Here is a 24,510-nt window from a genome sequence, read left to right as displayed (position 1 = left end):
CCATACCATTTTTGGTAAACAGCATTTTACATTATATTTTAGCAACATTAAATATAACAAAAACTAATAAAAATATACAAAGTTTTTGCTTATGTGTATTTACATTTGTTTGTTTTTATTAAATAATATACTTAAATGTATTTAATTGCAATTAGGTATTTTTATGTAAGCTAGTAATATAAAAATACCTATTAAAAAAGGAGTGTAAACAATGACGACAAAACTTCGTTACGATTATGCCCCGTAACTTCTATTCAAGTTTTCCTTGTCCAACATTTATAGTTCTAATTTGAAAGGATATTATGATTCGTCCACATAAAGAACGTCGCATTGAACAATTACCACCTGTTACCCTTTACAAGCCTGCAGGAATTCCCTGTTGCAAACAAGATGAAATTACCTTAAAAATTGAAGAAATGGAAGCCATTCGCTTAGCAGATATTGAACTACTTGATCAATTAGCTGCTGCTGAACGCATGGAAGTATCCCGCTCTACCTTTAATCGTATTGTTAATGCGGCGCACCAAAAAATAGCAGCTGCATTATGGCGGGGCCAGGCATTGCGTGTTGACGGCGGCACTTTTCGAATTGCTCACAAATGCCAAACTGACCTACGCTATTTTACCTGCCAAACCTGCGGCCACAAGTGGACATTACCGCATTGCACCAGACAACGTTGTTGTGAGAAACATTGCTGTGAGGTAACATGTCCTGCGTGTCATGCTTTAATTGTTATACATCAAGATGAATAAAAATTTTTGCGCTAATTATGAAATATATCTCACGCAATTATTTCAAAATCAATGATAAATGGTAGTTATATTGAAAAAGTATCCATTAGAAAAGGAGTGTAAACAATTATGACAAAACCTCAACGATTATGCCCCGTAACTTCTACTCAAATTGCCCTTGTCCAACGATTGCTCGGCGGTAAATGGAAGCTAGTGATATTATGGCGATTAAGCGAAGGAATAAAACGATTCGGTGTCCTGCAAAAACAACTGCCTAATATTTCGCAGCCAATCCTGACCCACCAACTGCGAGAGCTTGAGCGGGATAAACTAATACATCGTGAAGTATATAATGAACTCCCTCTGAGAGTTGAATATTCATTAACCAGCATTGGCAAAAATATTGTACCAGTATTAGTAAGCGTTTTTAGCTGGATAAACAACTACAATACAAGCATACAAGCTTTAGCTGATGAATTAGCCGCTGGTAAAGATTCTGCTCCAATAATACAGAGCTGCCACTGTGGTGACTATTGCATTTGCGGCGATAAATGCGATTGTGACAGCACGGAGAAATAACTGGATAAACAAAGACCTTCCAGTTTTTCACCAAGCTGGAAGGCCTTTGTCTAAAAAAGTGGACTAATCGAATTTGTTTATACAATCAGCTGATGTTCACAGAGATCAACACAAATGAAAACAAACATCAACCTTTCTTTTCTTTACTCAAAAATACGTATTAAATTAGTAAACAAGTCTTTACTTTGTTGAATTTTTTCTTCCCCGCCAAGAACGCATACATAATTCTGCTTCATACACTCCGAAACTAGCGGTGCCAGTTGTCTAACCTGTTGCGGAGTAATATTAAGGATCTGCTGCCGCTCCTGTTCTAAGTCCTGCTGAGTAATATGCTGCAAATAGTTTTCAACTGCCCGCGTTCCCTTCATCGAGGCAGTCAACGGACTATCCAAATCACTAATTGTGCCAATAATATATTTAGTCATTTCCCGGTCACTTACTGTGAATGATTCTAAAAAGCCGGCAGCTTCATCATAAACAGCTACAGTATCTTGTAAATTAGGATCGCGATAAGAACCAAACACCATATTACCGTTGCGTTCAAAGCGGGCAAAAGCGCCATATGCACCACCCTGTACCCTAATTCGATTCCACAGATACCCATAGCGCATAATTGTTTCTACTACTTTTAGACCACCATGATATTCAAAGCCAAGCCGACGGAAATTATAGCCTTTAGCAACATATTGTACCTTAGACGAAGTCATTAAACCTTCATTTTTGGCGGCAAAACAGAACTCATAAGTGCCTGGAAGAGATTTGGCTTGTTTAAGCTGTCCGGCCAATATCGGTAAATTTTTAATAATTTCTGCATAATCACCCGAATCAGCAGTTATACTCAGTAACAGACCTTGCTTGGTAAATAGTAAGTCGGCAACCTGCTGTAAATTAAACTGAATATTTTCAAATTCCTGTTCAAAGTTTTCTTCCAGCTTTGTAACAAAATAATAAAATGATAAATAACTAAGTTCCTTACATTTCGCTACCGGCGAAATATAAGACAATACCCGGGTTAACGAAATAGCTTGGCCTCCTCGCAAAATACTCGCAGCACATTTAGATTTTATCTCAGAGACCAGTTCTTTAAGCCGCTTTTTATCATTAAATTTACTATGACCAAGAATTTCACCAAGTAGTGACATAAGTTCCGGCAGTTTAGCAACAAGTACCCTTGATCTCACTATAAATTTCGGATAAAACAAGGTATCGTCATTTTTTTCCGAGTAGACTACTGAAGAAGAATGGATTCCTCCGGTATGAATATTAATTTCATTAGTTAGTTCACTATAACTGTATTTTTCGGTATCCACTTCGCCAAGCACCCGTTCAAGTAAAACTAAGTAAGGAAGCAATTCCTGCGGCACAACGGCAGTGTCAAAATACAAATTAACATAGGCGATGCGGTTAGTAAATAAGGAATGGAATAGCACCTTTAGGCCCGCTTCCTGTCTTTCTTCCAGTGGCAGCTTTTCAACTTTTGGAGAAATGTCACTAAGCTTAAGCAAAGGTATGGTTTCCAATTGCTCAGCTGAATCCGGGGTAGTCTGCCGTTTCTTTAATTTTGCAGTTTGATTCACAATAGCTTGGATTTCCGCTGCTGACAGTTTGGATTTGTATTCGGCAAGCTGCTGCTTTAACTGACCATTCTTTGCTTCAGCTAACCCTTGTTCTGGTTTTAATACAACGATTGCCTGATGGGCATTATCTAAAAGCCGTTGTTCTATCATATTTTCGAAATAGTTAGAAGTTAAACCTTGTTTAATTTTCGCTAAAGGAGCTTCATATTCCAAATGAATCAGCGGGTTTTGATCATACAGCCAACTATCCATACAATCAAAATTATACCCCAGGCCTTTATTGCCGAAATCATCTGCACGCAAGTGAAATTCATGGATGTTAACTGATGCCTCCAAGAATTTTTTATCAATACCCTTCATACATAACTGCCGCAGTGTCTTGTAAACCACCTTAACAAAATCATCCTTCTGGTTTTCATTGGCACCACGTACACCAACAGTAAATACCGGTTGGAGAATCTTTCGATTAAACCGGCCAAATACATCCTTGCCAATACCCGCTTCAATCAAAGCTTTCTTTAACGGTGCCGCCGGAGTGGACAAAAGTAAATGATTAAGAATTTTAAAAGCTAGGATTGCTTCAGCATCCGTAACTTCACCAATAACAAAGTTTAAACTAAGGAACGTCTTATCCGACTGCTTTTCATTGGGTGAAATGGGATATACATAAGTGCAATCTTTAGTATGAGTAAACGGCAATTGTTTTTTTATTGCCGAATCTACCGTTATCTTATCAAAATTGCTTAAATATTCTTTATCAATAAATGCTAACTCTTCGTCAATATCCAGATCTCCATATAAAAAAATATAACTATTTGACGGATGATAATATTTTTTATGAAAGTCAACGAAATCTTGCTGTGTTAAGTCAGGAATACAATCAGGATCACCACCGGACTCTACACCATAAGGTGATTCAGGAAATAGCGCTTCTTGAATCTTTCTTCCAAGAATAGCATCAGGCGATGAAAACGCGCCTTTCATTTCATTGTAGACTACGCCTTTATATGTTAACTCATCTGCGGCATTTTTCAGTTCATAATGCCAGCCTTCTTGCATCATAATCTCCGGATATTTTTCAATGTTAGGATAAAACACAGCATCAAGATAAACATCCATAAGATTACGAAAGTCTTTGCTATTGCGACTTGCAACAGGATACATAGTTTTATCAGCAAATGTCATGGCATTAATAAAAGTATTCAGCGAGCCTTTTACAAGTTCAACAAATGGTTCTTTTGTAGGAAATTTACGCGAACCACAAAGGACAGAATGTTCCAAAATATGCGGTAATCCTGTACTATCGCTGGGAGGAGTGCGAAAACTAATTGAAAAAACCCTATTATCATCATCGTTTTTTAAAAATAGCAACTTTGCCCCTGACTTGACATGGCAAAAAAGCTGTGATTTGCAATTAATTTCTTTGACATCTTTCCCTTCAAGTAATTTAAATCCATTCACAATTTGCCCTACATTAATTGTCATAAATGCACCTCTTTTTAGAGATTTTTGATTATTCAGATGTCTTTACTTGATAGAATAGACACCTTAAACGCAATCATTTTATTAAATAATATACTTAAATACAAATTATTACAATAAGGTACTTTTTTGTAAGCTGGTACTGTAAAAGTACCTATATTTGTAACATACCTATTTATTTATAGGTATTTTTATAGTAGTAAGTTATATAAAAATACCTACTTGTAAGAAGTTTCCTTTTGATGTAGTATTTGTATGAACACAAACAGGCATAAATAAACTAAATAAAACAATAAATTTAAAAGCACTTAACCAAGGAGGGCATAAAAAACAAAACCCTGCACAAAAAATGCCAGAGTCGTAATCTTTAAAATAGCGTTATTCTCCTCTTGATTTACGGCAGTCATCCGGGTGACCAAGGCATTAGATTTTCAAGCAGGGACGAGTTGGAATGAACCGTTTTTTATCCCCATACAGGCATTTTAAGCAGTTGTGACACTTTTTTTACCAGCCCACGGGAGGATTTATTTTGCGCATTTCTATAAAACAAAAAGCAAAAAAAATTTTACGTAATTATGTCTTTATTCTCAAAATGCTTTGGCAATATAGCCGAAAACAATTTATTTTACTTGCTTTAATGACTATTGCTGCTTCGATGATCCCTATCGGGATACTGTTTCTGAATAGAGAAGCATTAAATATTATTGCCTACCCCGCCAAACAAGAAAATGGTTTTATCAGTACTATTATCGTTCTAGCGCTTATTGCAATTGCCAATAGTTTACATCGGTTTTCTGAAGAGCTGAAGGATTTGGCTATTCAAACAAGCTTATTTATGATTTTCTTGCGAATAGCTAGAGGTTATGAACAAGATTTATATGCGGTCATTTTAATGGACTTTTTTGAAACCAAACCTACAATAGAATTGAATAAGGGGGTTGAGTTCCCAACAAAGGACACTCCTCCGACTATTGAATTCCGTAATGTATCCTTCGCTTACCCCGGTATGACAAAATCAATATTGAGTAATATGAGCTTCACTATAAAGCCTGGCGAAAAGGGACGTAAAGTAAAAAGTACGCTTCTCCTTTCTGGTTTGTTTGGTTTGGCGATTAAACAATACCATAAAGGGGCGTACTTTTTACATTTTTTATAAAATTTTTATTGCGGGAGGAACTACCAAGGCCATCGCGTGAGGGATTTCGTTCTGCTTTTGATGCAATAGAAATTATCGTGCTAGAAAAGTGGGTTCACACAGCAAACCGTCACCCATGATTCTCCTTATGTAAAAAGCTTCAGCACAGCCCTGTATTTTTGATAATCACATTAACGGTTTCATGGTTAGGGCTGGGTGTTGCTTTTCTTCCAGAAATGGTAAGATTTCATCTTCAGTAATGCCAACAGTTTCATCAGCAATCTTATCAACAAAATCGGCACCCAAACCGGCGGCTACCGCAGCATCAACCAGATCTTGTCCGAGGTATTCTTTAAGGTCTTTTGGCATCCAGACAATACGACCCAAGCCGCCATCAGCAGAGATAAACTTGGAACTGGTAAGATACGTACGACCAATACCCATGAACCCAGGAGTTTGCACACCACCGCCGCAAGTGCCGGCCAGCGTTGAGAAGGTCATACCGCAAGGAGTATCACCAGAATGCTCACGGGTAGTAATCATTACACCGTTACACAACGGGAGTATCGCCAGAATGGCTTCAAAACATCCACAAGAGGTCATCGGACGATCCATCAGAGTATAGAGATTAACCTCTTCTAGTGTACGGTTAGAGGAATTATATACGAATTCGTTCATACTCTGCCACATGCCCTTAGCTTCATCAAGGCACTCGCCTTTAGGAATCGGCTGGTTTGGGCCAGTGGGGGTAATTTCGTTAGATGCTTTGGCATCAAGCCAGCTTACAGCACCACACAAGCCAACCCGCTGCGGGGTAACAATACATACATGATTAGGTGCAAACGATTGACAAAGCAAACAAGAGTAGAAGACATCCACCGACTCGTCAGTAAGACCTTTCAGGCGGGCATCGCGCGCCTTATATTTCTCACGGGCGATCTTGATTTTTTCTTCAATAATATCTTTATCAGTAACGATTGTAACCTGCACACGGTCAACAATGGCCGGATAATCCGACTTATACTTAGCAATAAGAATCTCGCCAAAGTCCCTGATTTTGAAGCCAGCAGCTTTAGCGCCTTTGCTGATACGAACCCAGCACATATCACGCTGTGCTACGTGCCACAAACCTTCACCGTAGTTGAGGTTGTAGTGAACGCGGCGCTCAAGCACACCTTCAAAATCTTCTTGCATCTTACGACCATAGATGTCAATCATGAAGCCAATCGGAAAAATACTACCTTCAGGCATTTCATCAATATCTGGTCCGATAACTTCGATTTTACCGTCTTCAACTTCGTCAGAAGGCAGCATGCGGACAAGTTCGAAGCTGGTGGAACGGCCACCGCCGAACTCAACATAGGCATCTTTCTTACGGATGGTCTCGCCTTCGAAAGCAGGACCAATTGTGATAGGCACAGGAATGTCAACGATTTTGAGCTTAATGCCGCGCAGTTCAAGCGCCAGCTTGACAATTTTATCATAGTCAGGCTGAGCTTCCAGAAGTCCGGGAATCTGAAGTTCTGACGGCAAATCCTGGTCAGTAACTATCGGGAAACCAAAAAACAATGCCCCTGCACCAATAGCTACAGTAACAGCGTCGAGTTCGCCCAATGCAATGACGAAGGCCGGCACACGGCGTTTTTGATAGTCAAGCATTTGCTCACGCGCTCCATTGGGAACACCACCGAACGCCAAGCCCGCACGAGTGGCAAAGTTGACCGCATGAATAATCTGGGTAAATTTTCCCAATGGGAAGGTAATATAATCAACTCCGACTTTGATCTCTTCTGCAATGCATTGTTCAATTATATCATTGACTAGCATTACCATAATTCCTTTGGCTTGCAGGTCTTTAATCAGCTTGGCGCCAGCCTTGGCGTCTTTGGCTTTGCCGGTGACAACAGCAACTCCAGGAATAGTTCCGTCAACCAGCGGTACACCAAATTTACGCAAAACCGGGTCAGATAAAAAGCCAGTGTAAGGAGGTTCATCAGGTTTTGCGCCGGTAACATAACGTAAAGCTTCAATAATTTCCCCCGCATACAATGTTGCTTCACCTGATAACAAAGCATTACCTAACTCCGGCTCAGGACGTAGATTATTCTCTTTAATTCTCTGTAAGACAGGTATAAGATCTCCCAGAGTCAAGACTTCTTCACTGCCCAAGGCGGTAATGATCGGCAGCTTGTACGCTGTATCAGGATATTTAACTAGGGCTTCAACCCCGTGCTTTTCAATGGCTTCGTTGAGAAGTTTTTCGGCAACACTTACAGCCGTAGTGGCTCCTTGGTAAGCCAGCTCACAAATTTGTTTCGACATTTGTAGTCCTCCTTCATAGAGTACGTTTTATTCACCTAATAATGAAAGTCCGGCTGCTTGCTCAACAATTTATTATATATGCTTTACAGCGCCTTTCCCTACTTATAAAATATCAGAGAAATAGCATGCCGGATGTCATCTAGCCGACATCCGGCAAGAAAAATCCCATTTTCCCAATAATTATAATTACCCGCTATACTACTCACTATCATCACGCGCACGTTCGGCAATAATCGCAAAGTCATGAATAATCAACTTATCCTTTCCCATAGTAATTATTCCTTCCTTTTGCAAATTATTAAAAAACATATTCACCGTCTGTCTTGTGCTATCGACCATTGTACCTATTTGTTGATGAGTTAATCCTAATTGGACTTGAATAGCAGACTCTCCGTGATGATTTGTCGAAAGAGCCAGACTATAAATAAAATGATAAAGTCTCTTATTCACTTCTTTAAATACTAAACTTTCGATAATATTCATTGAATTTCTCAGGGAATCACCCAATACTGAAATCACATTCATAGCAAACAGTGGAACTTCTACTAACAACTTACGGAAAGACTCAACAGGAATAAGTAACACTTCACTATCTGCCAGCGCCTGTCCCAAAGCACGCGTATGCCCACTATAAACATCACCGGTTTGCAATAGTGTAAGGGTAAACTCTTTACCGTTAGGATAACTCAAGTATACACGTATTTTACCGGACACAAGCAAATAGATATAATCTGCAGGTTCACCAGAACCAAAAACTTCTTCTTTTTTTCTATATTTCCGCGTAAGACAATGGCTAAAGTACTTGGCTACGATTGCTTCCGGCAATTGGCTGAATAAAGGTAAACCGTGCAAGTCCCCTAATTTCTTCAATATTCGCACCTCAATCTTTAAGAAATCCCCTGCTGCTTTAATAAGCTAAATATGCTATTTATATTTTACACTTTCGCCACCGAGTTTGCATCATGAGAATTCACTTCTCATTATTAACCTCCCGCTGCAAAATAATACCCATCAACCCCGCATTCGGCAAGAGATGAGGCCATTTATCAATTATATTTGCTTCGCCATCCAGCTCAACGTCCACCAGATAAAGCTCTGTGCCCGCCACTTCCGCTTCATATATATTGACATCCGTTTCTTTATTGAGACCGAATGCTAGTGTGCTAGGAATTAAAGCGATAGCCCGTTCCCCAAAGTGTTTCAATGTACTCTGGGGAAGCTGGGTCTTTTTCAATTTTTTTGCGGATTTTTTGGATATGGACAGCGACTGTGGCAGTCTCGCCGTAATACTCGTCGCCCCAAATAATGTCGAAAATATGCGTTTTGGTAAAAACTATATTTGGATTAGTCGCCAAGAATAATAACAGTTCATATTCTTTGGTAGTCAATTGAACGTTTTGGCCATTAACCGTGACTTTATGGGAAGCGGTGTTAATTTCGAGGCCTTTGTGTTGAATGACCTCAGAAATAGCATGCCCTTTGAGACGCTCATAACGCTTGATATGAGATTTAATTCGTGCTATCAATTCAGCTGGGCTAAATGGCTTAGTCAAATAATCATCGGCCCCGAAGTCCAAACCTCTGATTTTATCAATATCATCGCTACGAGCGGAAACAACAATGACTGGTATCTCTAATTTTTTGCGAATTTCCCGGATAATTTCAAAACCGTCTTTATGGGGCAGCATCAAATCTACGACAATAACGTCATATATACCCGAAAGAGCTTTTTTTAGACCTTGAAGTCCATCTTGAATGATTTCTGCATTATAGTTGTGTAATTGCAGATAGTCACGCTCAAGCTCAGCAATGTCGATATCGTCTTCAATAATTAATACTTGTTTCATGGCGTCAGGTCACCACCTTTAGCCTCCAAAACCGGGAGCATAATTGTAAAGCATGTGCTTTGGGCTTCTATACTGGAAACGGTAATTTCCCCGTGGTGCGCCTCAATAAGTTCCCGGGCTATGGCTAGCCCTAAACCGGTGCATTCATAGTCTTTCTTGCGTTCCGTGTCAATGCGATAGAAGCGGTCAAAGATAAAGGGAAGCTTATCGGCAGCTATTCCGTGGCCGTTGTCTTCTATATCCAGACAGATAAACTGGTTTTGCCGATACATTGTTATTTTTATGGATAGATTATTCTCCGGGCCATGTTTGACGGCATTGCTGATTATATTGTTAAAGGCCTGATGAAATCTCTTGCCGTCAAGCTTTACAAAATCGCAATGCTCTAGTTGGTCAACATATTGAAATTCGATATTTTTCTCTTCTAAATCAAATTTATATTCTTCCATAAAATCTTTCATAAACGGGCGAACAGCTACATTTTCAAAGGAAAAATTCAATTTTTGCATTTCAAGTTTTGAAAAAAGGAACAAATCATCAATAAGTTTATTGATGTACACGATATTATGATGGATGGTTTTTAGGTACTTGTCCTGATCACCCTCATTTTTAATACTCCCATCCAGTAAAGCCTCAATATAACCTTGAATTGCCGTTATTGGCGTTTTTAAATCATGTGAAATATTAGCAATTAGTGTTTTGCGATTATCTTCATACTCAGTTTGCAGTTTCTCACTGTCATACAATTTTTGCGCCATTTCGTTAAAAGAAAAAATCAACAGACCAAGATCATTAGCTGTTTGACACTCTACTTTTACATTATAGTTTCCTTTGGCAATTTCATCTAAGCCCAGTTTGAGTTTTTCGATAGGGGCAAATATTCTTTTTTCTAAACGCAGCAGGAAAATAAACTGGAATATTTCTTTAATACAGATTAGGGTGGCAAAAAAGAATCCAATTCCTTTGAACCCCACCCAACTAAATAATAGATACAAAATCAGGATATTGAATAGAACAAAGGCCGGACGAAAATAGCGAAAATAACGATGGTATTTTTGAAACTCATGGTGATGATGGGCATGTATCCTGCGAAGTTTCATGAGAAATATATCTTCGCAATTTTTGTCTGAAGTATGGGGGTATCGGCATTTAAACATATAAATCACCTGTGTTTTCTTTTTATAACTACATTATATTGCAAAAGATTAAACAGGCGCAAAACATTATTTTTGTTTGCGCCTGACACTAATAATTTTATTGTTCGTTAAGCTGTAATTCAGCGTTGATGCTTAAACTATGCTCTTCGTCTTGCTCATTATGCTGTGTGCCTTCAAAGATAATCACAATCTTCTCAATTTCATTGTCTTTGTTGACAGACATTGCCAAGGAGAAATTGCCTTTTTCTATAGAGCAAAGTTCTTTCACAAAACAATGGGGGCCGTGGTTATGGCAGGAATCAGTGGAACTCATTCTTTCCTGGAGTAAAGCTTTAATATCTTCGGGCAGCTCAGTTATCTCCAAGGTAACAAGAGTAGTCTTATCGCTTTGCTCTTCCGCTTTAAGGCTGTTTAAAATCTGCAATGCAAAAGTGAGTATCGTAAGCTTTTGCTTTAGGCCTCCGCAACTGCCAGGATGCATATACTTAAATAGTTTATGATGCTGGCTACCGTGACAATGGTTGGTAAATTCGGTAATGCTTTGATGTTTTACTTGCTTGCCCTCATAATCTACTTCAGTAGCGATATTGGCCTTAGTCTGCTTAGTCAGCAGATTTTTTTCGAATTCGTTTTTTACATAAAAAATTTGCGCTTGGTCTTTTTGTACTTGGCCTGTTGCTACCCCCCGCAAAACATCCTTTTCCCTCAGTGTGCTGACTACATCATACAATAATTTGATTTTATTCATCTTATAATAACCTCCTTGAGTTGTTATGAGCTTATTATAAGGAAGCAATATAAAGCGGCTTTAAACGATTTATAAAATTTTTATAAAAATACATATAACATTTTATAAAAACGCCTAAAGCACAACCGGCAAAGTTCCGGCTACTTTAGGCGTTTTTATGATGGAGGCAATCCGTGAAAACGGGGGACAGGGTGCTGACACCGCATTTCATTGTCACCACCCTCATCCCCATGACACCTTTCATTTCTTCTGCCGGAACAGCAAAAAAATTTTCTATAAACAACAACATAATACCCCATTAAATAGTTTAAACTATGATAGAAAATGGTTAACAACGGAGGTGCGACATGACAGATAATTTACGCGATAAGTCAGTGCATGAAGTCTGCGTTGATAAGACTTCCTGTCAATCGGAGCAACGAAGCGACAGGTCGACAATTCGTAAGAAAGTGGAACCGCCAAAACCAGCCTCCAATAACGATACTACTAAAAGATACTAATGCACTAACTCGCGGCATGGAGACTACTGCGAACTCAAACCAATCTTAAAACTAAAATATTTGAGGTGATTCCTTTGACTGACAAAGAGACAGTTGTAACTGAATCTGACAATGATTCTATACCTACGCATGAAAAAGACAAGGATATAGTCGAAAATGTTGCAGGAAACCTAAAAAATAGTTTACCGGATGAGATGCTTAACCTCGGTTTCCCTTCCTAATCCCGCCTTGCGGGATTTTTATTTTACGTAAGACAGACCACCTCGGATCTAAGTCCTACCCTAAAAGGAAGCAAGGACGTTCTTTTTGCTTCCCTGACAGGGAGAATGCTTTAATTATTCAACTATCAACCAATATTCATAGGGACGGTGGTATTGTCATTTCAGATAAGTGAGGACACTAGGGACGTTCCCGTTTTGTCAGCATCTTGCTACAACGCCACGAGATATTCCAGTCGCCCTCTCAGGTTGGCGAATCGATAGGCATTCTTTTTCTTTTAACCGCCTAAATAATGCATCTCTTTCCGGCTTAGGCCATGCGAATACTTCATGGGGTTCCCTTCCCTCTATACATTGCAATATCCTGCGTCGTATTTCTTTCTCTGATAAATTTTTCTTTCCAGACACATCAAAATCATCGTTTAAGGAGGTCATAAGAGCATGAGGTCAGGCCACTTAAACAGGACAACAGGGACGTTCCTTTTTGTTACACAACTGTCTCAAGTTAAAGATGACAAAACGGGAACGTCCCCAATGTCTACGATGTGTAATACATAATGCATAGTGGCTACGGAAATAATAACGGCTGGAGGAGGTTTGCTGATGGCAATTAACTTAATCCCTTTTATTTACACTGCTGTCTTTGCCGGGATTGTTTTAGCACTTGTACCCAGACAAGAAATACGTCGGCTATCAATTTACGGGATTATCTTCGGGGGGCTTTTTGATGGTATAATTGTTAGTATAGCGAACCTTTTTGGAGAATTTAAATATATAAACTATGAGCCATTTGGTTTGATGGGAATACATTTTTTGGCTCCTGTCGCATGGACATTGTTTTTTATAATATATTTTTATCATTTACCTACGAAAAAAGTGTATATTTATATATACACGACCATGGGGATTTTCTATAGTATGTTATTTTGCCAAATGATTACGAAACTGGGTGTATTATCTCTTGCGCACGGATTATTTGACTCGATTATTCCGTTTATACCATGGTATATCATAGCCACCTGGGGTTATCTAAAACTAACAAAAATTGACGATAACTTTGAAAGTGTAAACCCAATGGAACACGAGCAACGCAGGTTCCTTTATCCTGCTGTAGCAAAAAAGCTCCCAAAGCTAAATGAAGAAGGCAGTGATGAAGCACCAAAAGATTGATGGGAAGCATCGGGACGGTTCCTTTGCTCCCATACCTTAAATAGGAAGCATCGGGGAGTGTAAAATTAAGTGTGTAAGTTCGAAAGAACTTACACACTTAATTTTACACTCCCCCTTATCCCGAAATTTGGGGCAAGGGTCGTCTTCTGTTTCGTACTCTTTGAGCTTTACCACAAGTCTTCAGTGGCCTCCCTAAAAGGCCGGGTATTGCTATAATTTATCTTAATGTAAACCGATTGTCTCGAGGATGCCAGCCCTCTTTGCCGATAAATATATTTTCGCGGGGCATCTCCTCGCCGTCTTTATACAAATCAAATTTAACAACATCGCCGCCTCTGACTATAAAGCTAATTTCGTCAATACCGCGGCCGGTTAAGCGAAAGCGGATGGTATCACGTTGCCGGTCAACTCTAACAAAATCGCCGTTTTCCAGGTCTCTCTCCTCTATATCATGAAAACGTCCGTCAGTACGAATAACACCTGTAAATACCTGCTGACCGCGCAAGTTGGTGGACTTTAGATGAAATTTGTTTTTATCATTATGCCAAACAGATAAACTAGGGATATGCATCATTTGTCTTAGAGTTTGCTCAGGACGGCCTTCCGAGCGGTCACTCCAGGCAAAAGCAGTTCCTGAGACAGTAACAAAGAGGCAAGTAACCAAAACCAAAATAGATAGCCTTTTCAAGATAATCATCTCCTTTAGCTGGGTTTCATTCCACTATGTACAATAATTTGCCCAACGGAAAAATTAATAGGCAATGTTTTACGGCTTCATTCAATTTTTCTATTTATACCCCCTCGCTTTTCCTAGAATATAAATTTTAGTACCTTTTTGAATTATATCTGCCTAATTTTAGAATAATTTTAGAAAAGGTTACCTAAAACAAGTCGCCTCTCAATTGAGAGGAAACACGGGGAGGGAAACACTGTTTCTCTTGATAAAGTTGCAAAAAGAGAAGCGTCCCTACTGTCTAGCTATGGTTTAGGTTTTGACTTTAACTAGCGGGTCTTTGCTTCCTGCTGCCTGAATAACATAAATTCTTCCAATACCTCCCTAAATCTTTGGCTAGTATCTGTTGTATCTTTTCCCTCTTTATCCAGCCGATCAAGTTCTTCAGATAGTTGCCAAATTTCATTATATAGCTCAGTCTCTTGTTTCTTAAAATCCAGGTCTCTGATATTCATAGTCAGTTAAACTCACCCTCCTTATTTTATTTGGAGGCTTCTATGCCCTCCTGTAATCACCCATGAATGGGAATTTTACAGGAGGAAATTAAAAAGGATCACATATGCAGGATTATTTCTCCCTACACATGCGATCCTAATCGATTATTGCAACAGTATCAAGATACAGGAAGTAACCCAAATAACAGAACCCGTCAACGTGTTCTGCCAAACCTGTATCAAGATATGATACCATCGAATATTGCATGCAGTCGCACAGCCATCTGCCTTTCGCGTCAATCATTACACCCCGACTGTCAAAACTTGTAATTTAGCTAACAACCGGGTATAATAAGATTGTCGTCGTGGACAGTTCGCTGTTACGTGTAGGTGTCTCCGCACCTGCTCGTGCCTATAGGTGTTCTAGCACCTATGGGACACGGCGACTTTACTTTTTAATTTCCACCTATTACTAATATTAGTACTCTTTTACATGAATTGCAAGGGCATAAAGGTAAAAAGATTGGTTTTTTATTAAGAAACTTACACCGTCCCTTGTAAGCTAAAAAACAGCCGGTTAAGCAGAATTAATTCCCGTAACCGGAAATGTTTATAGGGACGGTGGTACTGTCATTTCAGATAAGTCAATTTTTCTATTAAAGCACAGCCTGACCCCCAAAGTTCCCAACTGACTCACGCAGTATTTGTTGTACTACTTAACCGTTCAATGTCCTCAACATTTAATATAGCTCGCCGTATTGATCGATAATCATTGGCAGGAACGTCCACAATTTCGGCCCCAGTTTCAGTTTCAATCTCAAATAAACATTGAGGGGCACGTGTTGTGTTAATTAAATCAACATAACATCCATAATCAATGGCATATACATTAAATCTAATACCTGGTTGATCATGGGCAGATATCCCCTGTTTGATAAGGTGTATAACCCTAGCATCAAATAAGAAATCAATTAAATAATGTTTTACGTCATTTCTAATTAGAAATGCTTTTGCCCTTCTATGTGCAATTACCTCATCAACTATTTTTCTCAACAACATATGTGCTTCCGGTTTAGCCAATACCGCGGATTCTTTCCCGCGATTATACCATAATTTTGCTGCAACCCTTATGTCATTTATTGATATTAAGGAATTATTCGCTTTCTGGGCTGCAATCCCTATTATATTTATCGCATCTCTAGGAACCCCTTCTGCTGCCCTAACAAATTCATCAAAAACACCTTTCTGGGTAAATGCACTCTGTATCAATTCATTGCTGTTTGCCGGAAAATTCCCTTCATTAGTTTCAACAATTGATGCTACATGTTTGAAAATTAACTCCTTAAAAAATTCTTTTGCCTTTTCTGCATCGTTGTCAAAAACCATATACTCATCCAAATTTAGACTTGTTGCAATATCAGCTCCAACTTCTATTCCAATATATGTACCATCACTCATTTCTCTTCTAAACATGCACCTTTGCTCTATTGCCGCTATTTTAGTTGTTATCCCAGGAATTGTAAATATAGTGCGGCGAAGCAAATCCGATAGAAATGGTTGCAAATCAATCGGCACCTCACTCCACTCATCTAAATAGAACCATACCCTTTTAGGCGTAATAGCTTTAACAATTCCATCTAGAGCTGCTCTGACCTTTCCGAAATGTATGCGATGCCGCTCCTCACCAGTTCGTACAATCTTTCTTTCAGTAGTATTTTTTTGCTCATTGGCACTCTTTAATTGCATATCAACACTAGGTTTACAAATGTGAATTTCCAACTCAGTTTCACTATTATCCTTTGTTTCAGCTTTAATGGTTTCTTCTTGATTAACAATACCTGTAATAGCTACTTCCGTAATTGATTCAGCAAATCTATCCAACATAGGCCCAATCTTCGATAAATCTAATTCAGAATCATTTTCAAGAGCAAAATTGAGAATTTGATCATGCAATGCTGCTAGAGTATCCATCACGAGCCTTGTTGCCCTTTCGCCAACTGAGATTGTGGGATCTGAATAAATTCCACCAGACGACCCCAGAGTTCGCATATCAATATTTACTGCTACGTCACCTTTAGATTTCATAAACTCAGCTAAATAAGCCATAGCATGAGTCTTCCCTGTTCCGCGTCTACCAAACAATATTTGATGATCTATACTTGATAAAAGAGTGAAAATTGGACCTGCATCTACAAATGAGGCAACTAAGTATGATCTATCTAGTAATTCAGCTCGACGAGACATCTTTAGAAACACGGAGTTAATCTGATTTGTCATTTCATTCCTCCAGACTAGACGGGAACCAGTCAAGGGGCGGTTTCTCCCGCCTCACACATCTTCATTAAAATATATTACTTCCCCTCAAATACATATAATTCCTGCCAATCGACATAAATTTGGAAGTGATTTTCGTTATTGCCCAAAATAGTTATTAAACAAACATAAAACACCACCCCAAAATTAAATTCAAGGTGGTGTTTATTCATGACTTTATTAAAATGAAATAATTGTAACATTACAAAATAATCTGATCAAAATCATCAAAAAAATAGATATTGTACATATATTCAGACTGTTTATGAACAAAATAATTAGATTAAATTATTTATTGCATATCAATTATACTTTTGTTCAAATAAGATATTGATCAGTTTCCAAAGTCAGGAACGTCGTTCTGACACTCTGTCCAAAGGTCAATACTTAATACTTTAATTTTCACACCTTGGGAATATTAACCTATTTCGTTTTCGATACTATCTTTGCGACACGCTACAACTGATATATCATTTTCTTTCCAATATGTAGCAACGTTATCGGTAGCACCCGTATCTACTGCAATAATTTTCTTTCCTTTACTTATCGCGTAATTTATTTCCGTACGCCCCATACTACCTACTGTTACAGCCGCAGGGCGCGCAGGTGCAAGTACCACACTTGAACTGAAAGGCGGACAAGGGGACGGTGGTATCGTCTTAATCTCAAGACAGTTCCTCCGTCCCCTTGTCTTATACGCCATACTCTCGTTAGAGGGCGGCAGGGTCTCCCAAGTTCACACAGAGTAATGATGTGTAGCATGCCAAGACCTTTGACCCCGGGGAGCTGAATTCAGCTCGCCTTTTATCGCCAAACTCAGTGTTGTCTTCTGCTGGTTCTAAGGCATCGACCTACCCATTTGGGGATTTCGGGGCTCTACATCTTCAGCTTTCGCTTTCTGCCTACTACCTTTCTTGCCTACGCTTAGACCTGGCGTTACCGCTTCAGTCCCAAGGCTAGATACTGAGTGGCTGTCTAAGCCTTCTCAGGCGGGACTCCCACCCGCTATACTCTGTGCGCTTCTTGGCGCACAGAACCGTCACCCTTTGTTTCTGACACCCTGTATTTAACGTACCCACTTAGTACTTTATAAAAGTGGCTTCCGGATAGGATAGTGACGCTCCTTTCAATAATTCAGAATTCAAGCCTTTGAGATTAGTGTCAAAAAAGGCCAGCATATAAGCATTAACGATTTTGTAACCTCTATCTGCATTGATTGTGCCTATATCGTTATCAGAAAGTTTATTCTGTTCATAGTAAGTGGGTAGATCAGAAAAATTCAAATGTTTCATTCCTGCAATGACAATTGTTGCTCCACCTGCTAGCGTACTTTTTTTAATTTGTTCCGCACCCATTCTGATGCTCTTGATAACTTGGCCAAACTGTTCCGGCTTCATTATATTTTTAAGAAGTTCTTTAAGTTTTTTCTCGTCAACATTTATATCAAGATCATAAAAATCCTTGGAACATAAGAACATGGCAGGGACTTTAATCCCTTTTTCCAAAACAGTGCCATTCAAATTGCCATCCAGACTTACAATAGCTTTTATACGTGAATCCTGACATGTAGCTTCGGCAACAGTGGCTCCGCCTAAAGAATGTCCGAACGCGCCAATTTTGCTGAGATCCAGTTTTTTATAAAATATGCTTTGTCGATTATCATTGAGTTGTGTAAGCTGATTAATGACAAAGACCATATCTTGAGTGGACGTCCGGAATTGAAGATCAAAATTCTTTAAATAATTATTATCGTTTTTTAATTCCAATAATTTCGCTATTTTGCCGTCGGGGAAAATTGTTGAGAGAGAGCGAATGTAAGGATGGTCAACCGCAACAACGACATAGCCATGACTTGCTAATCCCTCCATAAATGCCGTATATAGATATCTTGTCATACCATAACCAGGTGAAAAAAACACTACGGGGTACTGTTGCTCATTATCAGCGACGTTTGTCGATTCAATAGCGTTGACACGAGATTTAAGCATATTCAGCATAGATCTACCTTCTATCGCTACATAGGCTTTGCGATCAGGTTCAGGCATATACTCCGCGCCAGGTTTGTTAGTATCAGTAGTGGGATACCAGATCGTAACCATTAACTCTCGTTTATCCCCCGGTTTGCCGCCTAATAGTTCTTGTCTGTCGCTATCAATCCAGTGAGCGGAAGTTCTTCCTACATTGAATTCTCCATCCGGCTTGGGAAAAGCCCTGGCAAAAGGAGCGCCATACACTAAGATTATAAGCAGGATTGCAGATATTCCCGATAGTATCATTTTAATTCTCATACGAAAACTCATCCTTTCTTATCAAGTACTGACTAAATTCTGTACTATATATCCCATGTTTGGCGACATATTTTTCCAAGTCATTATAAATCAAGGGTTTTGAGTCCCTGCCTCTGAAATTGTAGTCCTAAATATGTAGATATTGAGGACACTAGGAGGACACTAGGGGACGTTCCCGTTTTGTCAGCATCTTGCTACAACGCCACGAGATATTCCAGTCGCCCTCTCAGGTTGGCGAATCGATAGGCATTCCTTTTCTTTTAACCGCCTAAATAATGCATCTCTTTCCGGCTTAGGCCATGCGAATACTTCATGGGGTTCCCTTCCCTCTATACATTGCAATATCCTGCGTCGTATTTCTTTCTCTGATAAATTTTTCTTTCCAGACACATCAAAATCATCGTTTAAGGAGGTCATAAGGGCATGAGGTCAGGCCACTTAAACAGGACAACAGGGACGTTCCTTTTTGTTACACAACTGTCTCAAGTTAAAGATGACAAAACGGGAACGTCAGGTTGTGCAAAAACCATGCATTCCTTTTAATATTCACCTAAAAGTGGGGAATGAATGGCGTTTTCGATCTAATTTTATCTTCTTGAAGCCTCGAACTAGGCAATTTTTGATGCTAAAGTGGAGAATTAAAGTTAGTGATTTCTGTTTTCGCACAGTCTGACGTCCCCAATGTCTACGATGTGTAATACATAATGCATAGTGGCTACGGAAATAATAACGGCTGGAGGAGGTTTGCTGATGGCAATTAACTTAATCCCTTTTATTTACACTGCTGTCTTTGCCGGGATTGTTTTAGCACTTGTACCCAGACAAGAAATACGTCGGCTATCAATTTACGGGATTATCTTCGGGGGGCTTTTTGATGGTATAATTGTTAGTATAGCGAACCTTTTTGGAGAATTTAAATATATAAACTATGAGCCATTTGGTTTGATGGGAATACATTTTTTGGCTCCTGTCGCATGGACATTGTTTTTTATAATATATTTTTATCATTTACCTACGAAAAAAGTGTATATTTATATATACACGACCATGGGGATTTTCTATAGTATGTTATTTTGCCAAATGATTACGAAACTGGGTGTATTATCTCTTGCGCACGGATTATTTGACTCGATTATTCCGTTTATACCATGGTATATCATAGCCACCTGGGGTTATCTAAAACTAACAAAAATTGACGATAACTTTGAAAGTGTAAACCCAATGGAACACGAGCAACGCAGGTTCCTTTATCCTGCTGTAGCAAAAAAGCTCCCAAAGCTAAATGAAGAAGGCAGTGATGAAGCACCAAAAGATTGAGGGTATATAGTTCAGAGATAATTCCCTCTTTGCTTAAAGGATACGGAGTCGAGTAGAGGCGGAACTCACGTTCCAGCCTTCCGGGTAGAAGGGCTGCGGGAAGCATAGGCGGGAAGCATAGGCGGGAAGCATAGGCGGGAAGCATAGGCGGGAAGCATAGGCGGGAAGCATAGGCGGGAAGCATAGGCGGGAAGCATAGAGACGGTTCCCTTGCTCCTATGCCTTATTTAGGAAGCATCGGGGAGTGTAAAATTAAGTGTGTAAGTTCTTTCGAACTTACACACTTAATTTTACACTCCCTCCTCATCCCGAAATTTGGGGCAAGGGTCGTCTTCTGTTTCTCGGCGGACAAGGGGACGGTGGTATCGTCTTAATCTCAAGACAGTTCCTCCGTCCCCTTGCTTATACAGGAAACAACCAAAATAACAGAACCCGTCACCGTGTTCTGCCAAACCTGTATCAAGATATGATACCATCGAATATTGCATGCAGTCGCACAGCCATCTGCCTTCCGCGTCAATCATTACACCCCAACTGTCAAAACTTGTAATTCAGCTAACAACCGGGTATAATAAGATTGTCGTCGTGGACAGTTCGCTGTTACGTGTAGGTGTGTATGCACCTGCTCGTGCCCATAGGTGTTGCCGCACCTATGGGACACGGCGACTTTACTTTTTAATTTCCACCTATTACTAATATTAGTACTATTTTACATAAATTGCAAGTACATGAAAGTAAAAAGATTGGCTTTCTATTAAGAAACTTACACCGTCCCTTGTAAGATAAAAAGCAGCCGGTTAGGCAGAATTAATTCCCGTAACCGAATGCTCATGGACGGTGGTACTGTCATTTCAGATAAGTCATTTTTTTTATTAAAGCAAGCCTGACCCCCAAAGTTCCCCGACAGTTGATATTAAACTTGGCAAGAAACGGTTTTGAAGCAATTAGCTCAAACGGAACATTAAGTATCAAGATTTTTAAAGTGGACAGGGAAGTGGGTTTGGAGGTTCAGGATAATGGTAGCGGAATATTCGAAGAAGTACTTGGTAACATAGGTACGCCGTTTTTTACTACTAAGTCACAAGGGACTGGGCCTGGCTGTTTGCTATAGCATTGCTAGGAGATATCAGGCGGCTAGAATAGTTATTGATTCAGACTTATCGGGTACAACGGTCTCTACAAGATTTCTAATCCCCAACAATATTTATCAGTGAACGCGGGTGGTGTATGTAAAACCTTCACCAAGCGAATCTTAAAAGTAAGCATAAAACTAGTGTGACCTACTCTGCTGCCAACTTGACAACTGCTTCAAATAATAACCTCGTTCCGGCAGCAATATCCTCAATACTTGCCCATTCTGCAGGATTATGACTAAATCCGCCTTTGCAAGGTACAAAGATCATACCTGTTGGGGCAATAGCTGCCATATGCATGGCATCATGCCGGGTTCCGCTGGGCAGCAGCATACAAGAAGACTTTTGCCGCTTCGCTATATCATGTAGAAATTCGACTATTTTCCGGGAAAATTCCACAGGCTTTTCATCAGCCAATATCGTTACTTCGGCTTGGACACCGCGCCGGTTTTGTGGGAAAGCACCGGGACGGTTCTTGAAGGTATCAATCGGAAGTTTTGCGCGCAAAAAGGCTCAATTAACAGCTCCCGGCTGCCAGTTGAGCCACAAAACTATCTACGCGCAAAATTTTTGATTGCCTCAGAAGAATGAAGTCGCGGGCTGCCCAGCTATGGAATTTCAATCTTTTTCTCTTGGTTTTTGATCGTTAATTTTTTCTGTTTTCGTACATTTTTTGTGCTTTACTTTGCTGATTTGTAATAAATTGGGCTTCATTTGTCTTGATTGGACATACCTTCCCCCTCCCCACAAACGGGTCTTGGCAGTATCTATTCAATTTTTGCAACTATTAAGGCGATGCCTCTTTGGGTAACGAATAGCTTGCCTGTAATTTACCTTTTCCACATACAGGACACCTCGTTACATCCCGGCCTACAAGAATGCATAGAATCTCAACAGTTGTAAGACCTTCAAATTTTGGTTTGTAGGTTGGACTTAACGTTAGTTTTCTGCTTAGTTCCAGCTTGGTCTTTTTGTTTCGGTTGGCAAGGAGTCCATAATGCCTGATTTTGACAAAACCTTTGGGAAGTACATGCAGTAAAAATCGCCGGATGAATTCAACGCCACTGAGCGTTAGCGTTTTTGTCTGGTTGTTGTCGTTAGAGTCTCTTACGGTAATTGTCACCGTATGTTCATCCATGGCGACAATGCGCGTATTGGATAAGGCTATCCGGTGCGTGTACCTCCCCAAATATCGGACAACAGCGAGTGGTCCGGAAAAAGTCTTTTTAGAGTAAATGTACCAGTTTTTGGCATAACACTGTTTGAGTAAATCCCGGAAACATTTTGGCTGTTGATATTTCTGGGCATCTCCATAAAACATCAGCAAGTTTTGGCGGTAGTATTGCTTGATGTGGTGAAGAAATTTACCTCGAAACTTTTTAGCTAACACCTTTACTGGAATGAAGAACTTCTTGCTGCTGTTTCGCCATTGATTGTTTTTGGTTAGTCCACCTGCCAATACCACAGTATGGATGTGCGGATGATAGTGCAAATCTTGTCCCCAGGTATGCAGCAAGGAAAAAAGCCGATCTGTGCACCAAGATATTTGGTATCTTGGGAAAGTTCCGCCAAGGTTTGGGCTACCGCTTTATACAACAAGCCATAAAGCAATTCCTGGTTTTGATAAACCAATGGCTGAAGCTGTGATGGTAAGGTAAACACAACATGGAAGTAAGGGGCAGTGAGGATATCTTTGCTTCTTGCGTCTACCCAAACTGCCTTATTAATACCCTGACACAAAGGGCAGTGCCGATTCCGGCATGAATTGTAACGAACAACTATATGACCACATTCTTCGCATTCAAACGTATGACCACCTAAAGCTGCTGTCCTGCAGCGCATGATGTCACTAACGGCTTTGGCTTGTTGTATATATGGAGCATAGCTTTGTTCATACTGGGGATAAAACTTAAGGAAAACATCCTGTACAGTAGTCATTTGGGGTTGCTGTTTCCAGTATCAAGAGGACTCTTAATGCCCATAAGGCTTTTCGATGTCATATGCAGGTACGTCATTGTAGTCTGAAGATTTTTATGCCCCAGCATTTGCTGGATAAACACGGGATCGACCCCATCTTCTAATGTATGTGTAGCAAAACAGTGCCGAAGCGTATGGGCAGAAATATTCTGGTCCATTTGCAACTGGTTGCGCAGCTTAATGATGGTATTTTTGATGGACTTAACGTTAATGTGCTCACCTTTGTGTTGTCCTGGAAACAACCAATCGTCCATTTGGTAGCTTGAAAAATATGCCCGGAAGTATTTTCGCAATACATCAAGGGCCAGTTCTGATAAGATGGTGTATCGATTTGTATTATGTTTGGCGTTTTCTACCCGTACGCGCATACTTTTACTACAAATATCACAAATCTTCAATTTAGCTACTTCGCTGACCCTGAGGCCACTACCGTATAGTAATGCTAAAATAGCTTTATGCTTTAGATTCGCAGCTTTATTTAATATTGCCAGTACATCTTGTTTAGGTGGGATGACTGGAAATTTACGTATTCTTTTCATCCGGGGAATTTTTAAGGGGTTCCACTCTTTACCTATGATGCAGGTATGAAAGAATTTGACAGCAGAAATGTAACAATTGATGGTTCCCGCTGACAGACCCTTTTCCTTTTTGAGATAGAGGATATATTGTTGGATATCACTATCTGTAACGTTTTCCATGCATTTGTGTTGATTTTGCATATAATTGATGAAGGCAAAGATTCTTCGCAAATAGGATTCTCGTGAAGATTCCGGAGTTCCTTTAAGTTCAAAGTATAGCTCAATCTCTTGTTTATATTGTTGCATAGACATACTACCTCCTGATTTTTTG

24 protein-coding genes are annotated in these 24,510 nt (G+C 39.7%); 8 read left to right on the top strand and 16 right to left on the bottom strand.

Going from position 1 to position 24,510, the window contains the following annotated elements; translation table 11 throughout:
• Positions 1-302: 302 nt before the first annotated feature.
• Together AC1ECB_RS26870 and AC1ECB_RS26865 are read left to right on the top strand one after the other, a co-directional pair.
• Complete coding sequence (locus tag AC1ECB_RS26870) at positions 303-752, top strand: DUF134 domain-containing protein (RefSeq protein WP_485666607.1); 450 nt, start codon at positions 303-305, stop codon at positions 750-752.
• Positions 753-860: 108 nt separating this feature from the next.
• On the top strand, positions 861-1,310 hold the full coding sequence (locus tag AC1ECB_RS26865; protein WP_485666606.1) for a winged helix-turn-helix transcriptional regulator: 450 nt from the start codon (positions 861-863) through the stop codon (positions 1,308-1,310).
• A gap of 143 nt (positions 1,311-1,453) precedes the next feature.
• On the opposite strand, the gene AC1ECB_RS26860 is transcribed toward AC1ECB_RS26865, so the two are convergent.
• Complete coding sequence (locus tag AC1ECB_RS26860) at positions 1,454-4,372, bottom strand: insulinase family protein (RefSeq protein WP_485666605.1); 2,919 nt, start codon at positions 4,370-4,372, stop codon at positions 1,454-1,456.
• A gap of 526 nt (positions 4,373-4,898) precedes the next feature.
• Between AC1ECB_RS26860 and AC1ECB_RS26855 the strand changes: the two genes are divergently transcribed.
• On the top strand, positions 4,899-5,525 hold the full coding sequence (locus AC1ECB_RS26855) for a hypothetical protein (RefSeq protein WP_485666604.1): 627 nt from the start codon (positions 4,899-4,901) through the stop codon (positions 5,523-5,525).
• Positions 5,526-5,690: 165 nt separating this feature from the next.
• On the opposite strand, the gene acsB is transcribed toward AC1ECB_RS26855, so the two are convergent.
• The 6 genes from acsB to AC1ECB_RS26825 form a co-directional block, all read right to left on the bottom strand.
• Positions 5,691-7,826, bottom strand: coding sequence for an acetyl-CoA decarbonylase/synthase complex subunit alpha/beta (gene acsB / locus AC1ECB_RS26850; protein WP_485666603.1), 2,136 nt, complete (start codon positions 7,824-7,826; stop codon positions 5,691-5,693).
• A gap of 198 nt (positions 7,827-8,024) precedes the next feature.
• The gene (locus AC1ECB_RS26845) at positions 8,025-8,705 is read right to left on the bottom strand and encodes a Crp/Fnr family transcriptional regulator (RefSeq protein ID WP_485666602.1); all 681 of its coding nucleotides are present in this window, start codon (positions 8,703-8,705) and stop codon (positions 8,025-8,027) included.
• A gap of 91 nt (positions 8,706-8,796) precedes the next feature.
• Positions 8,797-8,934 carry a hypothetical protein gene (locus AC1ECB_RS26840; RefSeq protein WP_485666601.1) on the bottom strand — a complete coding sequence of 46 codons (138 nt, stop codon included), beginning with the start codon at positions 8,932-8,934 and terminating at the stop codon, positions 8,797-8,799.
• 55 nt (positions 8,935-8,989) lie between these two features.
• The gene (locus tag AC1ECB_RS26835) at positions 8,990-9,673 is read right to left on the bottom strand and encodes a response regulator transcription factor (protein ID WP_485666600.1); all 684 of its coding nucleotides are present in this window, start codon (positions 9,671-9,673) and stop codon (positions 8,990-8,992) included.
• Positions 9,670-10,830: a HAMP domain-containing sensor histidine kinase gene (locus AC1ECB_RS26830; RefSeq protein ID WP_485666599.1), complete on the bottom strand. Its 1,161-nt coding sequence runs from the start codon at positions 10,828-10,830 to the stop codon at positions 9,670-9,672. Before AC1ECB_RS26830 ends, AC1ECB_RS26835 begins: the two co-directional genes overlap by 4 nt.
• Positions 10,831-10,927: 97 nt before the next feature.
• Complete coding sequence (locus AC1ECB_RS26825) at positions 10,928-11,578, bottom strand: hypothetical protein (protein WP_485666598.1); 651 nt, start codon at positions 11,576-11,578, stop codon at positions 10,928-10,930.
• Between the two features lie 347 nt (positions 11,579-11,925).
• Here AC1ECB_RS26825 and AC1ECB_RS26820 point away from each other — a divergent pair, with 347 nt between their 5' ends.
• The 3 genes from AC1ECB_RS26820 (at position 11,926) to AC1ECB_RS26810 (ending at position 13,466) form a co-directional block, all read left to right on the top strand.
• The gene (locus AC1ECB_RS26820) at positions 11,926-12,078 is read left to right on the top strand and encodes a hypothetical protein (protein ID WP_485666597.1); all 153 of its coding nucleotides are present in this window, start codon (positions 11,926-11,928) and stop codon (positions 12,076-12,078) included.
• A 74-nt stretch (positions 12,079-12,152) separates the two neighbouring features.
• Positions 12,153-12,299: a hypothetical protein gene (locus AC1ECB_RS26815; protein WP_485666596.1), complete on the top strand. Its 147-nt coding sequence runs from the start codon at positions 12,153-12,155 to the stop codon at positions 12,297-12,299.
• A 600-nt stretch (positions 12,300-12,899) separates the two neighbouring features.
• Positions 12,900-13,466, top strand: coding sequence for a hypothetical protein (locus AC1ECB_RS26810; RefSeq protein WP_485666590.1), 567 nt, complete (start codon positions 12,900-12,902; stop codon positions 13,464-13,466).
• A 217-nt stretch (positions 13,467-13,683) separates the two neighbouring features.
• On the opposite strand, the gene AC1ECB_RS26805 is transcribed toward AC1ECB_RS26810, so the two are convergent.
• From AC1ECB_RS26805 to AC1ECB_RS26785, 5 genes are all read right to left on the bottom strand, one after another.
• Entirely contained in the window at positions 13,684-14,163 is a 480-nt protein-coding gene (locus AC1ECB_RS26805; protein WP_485666595.1) for a hypothetical protein, read from the bottom strand.
• A 305-nt stretch (positions 14,164-14,468) separates the two neighbouring features.
• Entirely contained in the window at positions 14,469-14,654 is a 186-nt protein-coding gene (locus AC1ECB_RS26800) for a hypothetical protein (RefSeq protein ID WP_485666594.1), read from the bottom strand.
• Positions 14,655-15,326: 672 nt separating this feature from the next.
• Positions 15,327-16,910, bottom strand: a complete 1,584-nt coding sequence (locus AC1ECB_RS26795) for a hypothetical protein (protein WP_485666593.1) — start codon at positions 16,908-16,910, stop codon at positions 15,327-15,329.
• A gap of 454 nt (positions 16,911-17,364) precedes the next feature.
• A complete protein-coding gene (locus AC1ECB_RS26790; RefSeq protein ID WP_485666592.1) occupies positions 17,365-17,649 on the bottom strand; it encodes a hypothetical protein in 285 nt (94 codons plus the stop codon).
• 376 nt (positions 17,650-18,025) lie between these two features.
• Positions 18,026-19,234 (bottom strand): alpha/beta hydrolase family protein, encoded by a 1,209-nt coding sequence (locus tag AC1ECB_RS26785; protein WP_485666591.1) that lies wholly within the window; start codon positions 19,232-19,234, stop codon positions 18,026-18,028.
• 750 nt (positions 19,235-19,984) lie between these two features.
• On the opposite strand from AC1ECB_RS26785, the gene AC1ECB_RS26780 reads away from it, so the two are divergent.
• On the top strand, positions 19,985-20,551 hold the full coding sequence (locus AC1ECB_RS26780; protein ID WP_485666590.1) for a hypothetical protein: 567 nt from the start codon (positions 19,985-19,987) through the stop codon (positions 20,549-20,551).
• Positions 20,552-21,458: 907 nt separating this feature from the next.
• Positions 21,459-21,662 carry an ATP-binding protein gene (locus AC1ECB_RS26775; RefSeq protein ID WP_485666589.1) on the top strand — a complete coding sequence of 68 codons (204 nt, stop codon included), beginning with the start codon at positions 21,459-21,461 and terminating at the stop codon, positions 21,660-21,662.
• Positions 21,663-21,831: 169 nt separating this feature from the next.
• Here AC1ECB_RS26775 and AC1ECB_RS26770 read toward each other — a convergent pair whose 3' ends face one another.
• From AC1ECB_RS26770 to AC1ECB_RS26755, 4 genes are all read right to left on the bottom strand, one after another.
• A complete protein-coding gene (locus AC1ECB_RS26770; RefSeq protein WP_485666588.1) occupies positions 21,832-22,191 on the bottom strand; it encodes a M20/M25/M40 family metallo-hydrolase in 360 nt (119 codons plus the stop codon).
• Between the two features lie 280 nt (positions 22,192-22,471).
• Positions 22,472-23,176 (bottom strand): IS91 family transposase, encoded by a 705-nt coding sequence (locus AC1ECB_RS26765; protein ID WP_485666587.1) that lies wholly within the window; start codon positions 23,174-23,176, stop codon positions 22,472-22,474.
• Positions 23,128-23,622, bottom strand: a complete 495-nt coding sequence (locus AC1ECB_RS26760) for an IS91 family transposase (protein WP_485665400.1) — start codon at positions 23,620-23,622, stop codon at positions 23,128-23,130. Before AC1ECB_RS26760 ends, AC1ECB_RS26765 begins: the two co-directional genes overlap by 49 nt.
• A complete protein-coding gene (locus AC1ECB_RS26755) occupies positions 23,619-24,491 on the bottom strand; it encodes a tyrosine-type recombinase/integrase (RefSeq protein WP_485665399.1) in 873 nt (290 codons plus the stop codon). The genes AC1ECB_RS26760 and AC1ECB_RS26755 overlap by 4 nt, the downstream gene beginning before the upstream one ends.
• Positions 24,492-24,510 lie beyond the last annotated feature (19 nt).

This window comes from Sporomusa sp. 246TCP1 (assembly GCF_057319775.1).
Note: the sequence above shows the minus strand (reverse complement) of the source record. Positions and strands in the feature narration are given on the sequence as shown.

Excerpts from the sequence above, each read along its gene's own strand:
- AC1ECB_RS26835 (WP_485666600.1), bottom strand. The coding sequence starts at position 9,673 with ATGAAACAAGTATTAATTATTGAAGACGATATCGACATTGCTGAGCTT.
- AC1ECB_RS26785 (WP_485666591.1), bottom strand. The coding sequence starts at position 19,234 with ATGAGAATTAAAATGATACTATCGGGAATATCTGCAATCCTGCTTATA.
- AC1ECB_RS26795 (WP_485666593.1), bottom strand. The coding sequence starts at position 16,910 with ATGACAAATCAGATTAACTCCGTGTTTCTAAAGATGTCTCGTCGAGCT.
- AC1ECB_RS26805 (WP_485666595.1), bottom strand. The coding sequence starts at position 14,163 with ATGATTATCTTGAAAAGGCTATCTATTTTGGTTTTGGTTACTTGCCTC.
- AC1ECB_RS26860 (WP_485666605.1), bottom strand. The coding sequence starts at position 4,372 with ATGACAATTAATGTAGGGCAAATTGTGAATGGATTTAAATTACTTGAA.
- AC1ECB_RS26870 (WP_485666607.1), top strand. The coding sequence starts at position 303 with ATGATTCGTCCACATAAAGAACGTCGCATTGAACAATTACCACCTGTT.
- AC1ECB_RS26780 (WP_485666590.1), top strand. The coding sequence starts at position 19,985 with ATGGCAATTAACTTAATCCCTTTTATTTACACTGCTGTCTTTGCCGGG.
- AC1ECB_RS26825 (WP_485666598.1), bottom strand. The coding sequence starts at position 11,578 with ATGAATAAAATCAAATTATTGTATGATGTAGTCAGCACACTGAGGGAA.
- AC1ECB_RS26830 (WP_485666599.1), bottom strand. The coding sequence starts at position 10,830 with ATGTTTAAATGCCGATACCCCCATACTTCAGACAAAAATTGCGAAGAT.
- acsB (WP_485666603.1), bottom strand. The coding sequence starts at position 7,826 with ATGTCGAAACAAATTTGTGAGCTGGCTTACCAAGGAGCCACTACGGCT.
- AC1ECB_RS26760 (WP_485665400.1), bottom strand. The coding sequence starts at position 23,622 with ATGACTACTGTACAGGATGTTTTCCTTAAGTTTTATCCCCAGTATGAA.
- AC1ECB_RS26865 (WP_485666606.1), top strand. The coding sequence starts at position 861 with ATGACAAAACCTCAACGATTATGCCCCGTAACTTCTACTCAAATTGCC.
- AC1ECB_RS26800 (WP_485666594.1), bottom strand. The coding sequence starts at position 14,654 with ATGAATATCAGAGACCTGGATTTTAAGAAACAAGAGACTGAGCTATAT.
- AC1ECB_RS26790 (WP_485666592.1), bottom strand. The coding sequence starts at position 17,649 with ATGGCGTATAAGACAAGGGGACGGAGGAACTGTCTTGAGATTAAGACG.
- AC1ECB_RS26755 (WP_485665399.1), bottom strand. The coding sequence starts at position 24,491 with ATGTCTATGCAACAATATAAACAAGAGATTGAGCTATACTTTGAACTT.
- AC1ECB_RS26810 (WP_485666590.1), top strand. The coding sequence starts at position 12,900 with ATGGCAATTAACTTAATCCCTTTTATTTACACTGCTGTCTTTGCCGGG.
- AC1ECB_RS26820 (WP_485666597.1), top strand. The coding sequence starts at position 11,926 with ATGACAGATAATTTACGCGATAAGTCAGTGCATGAAGTCTGCGTTGAT.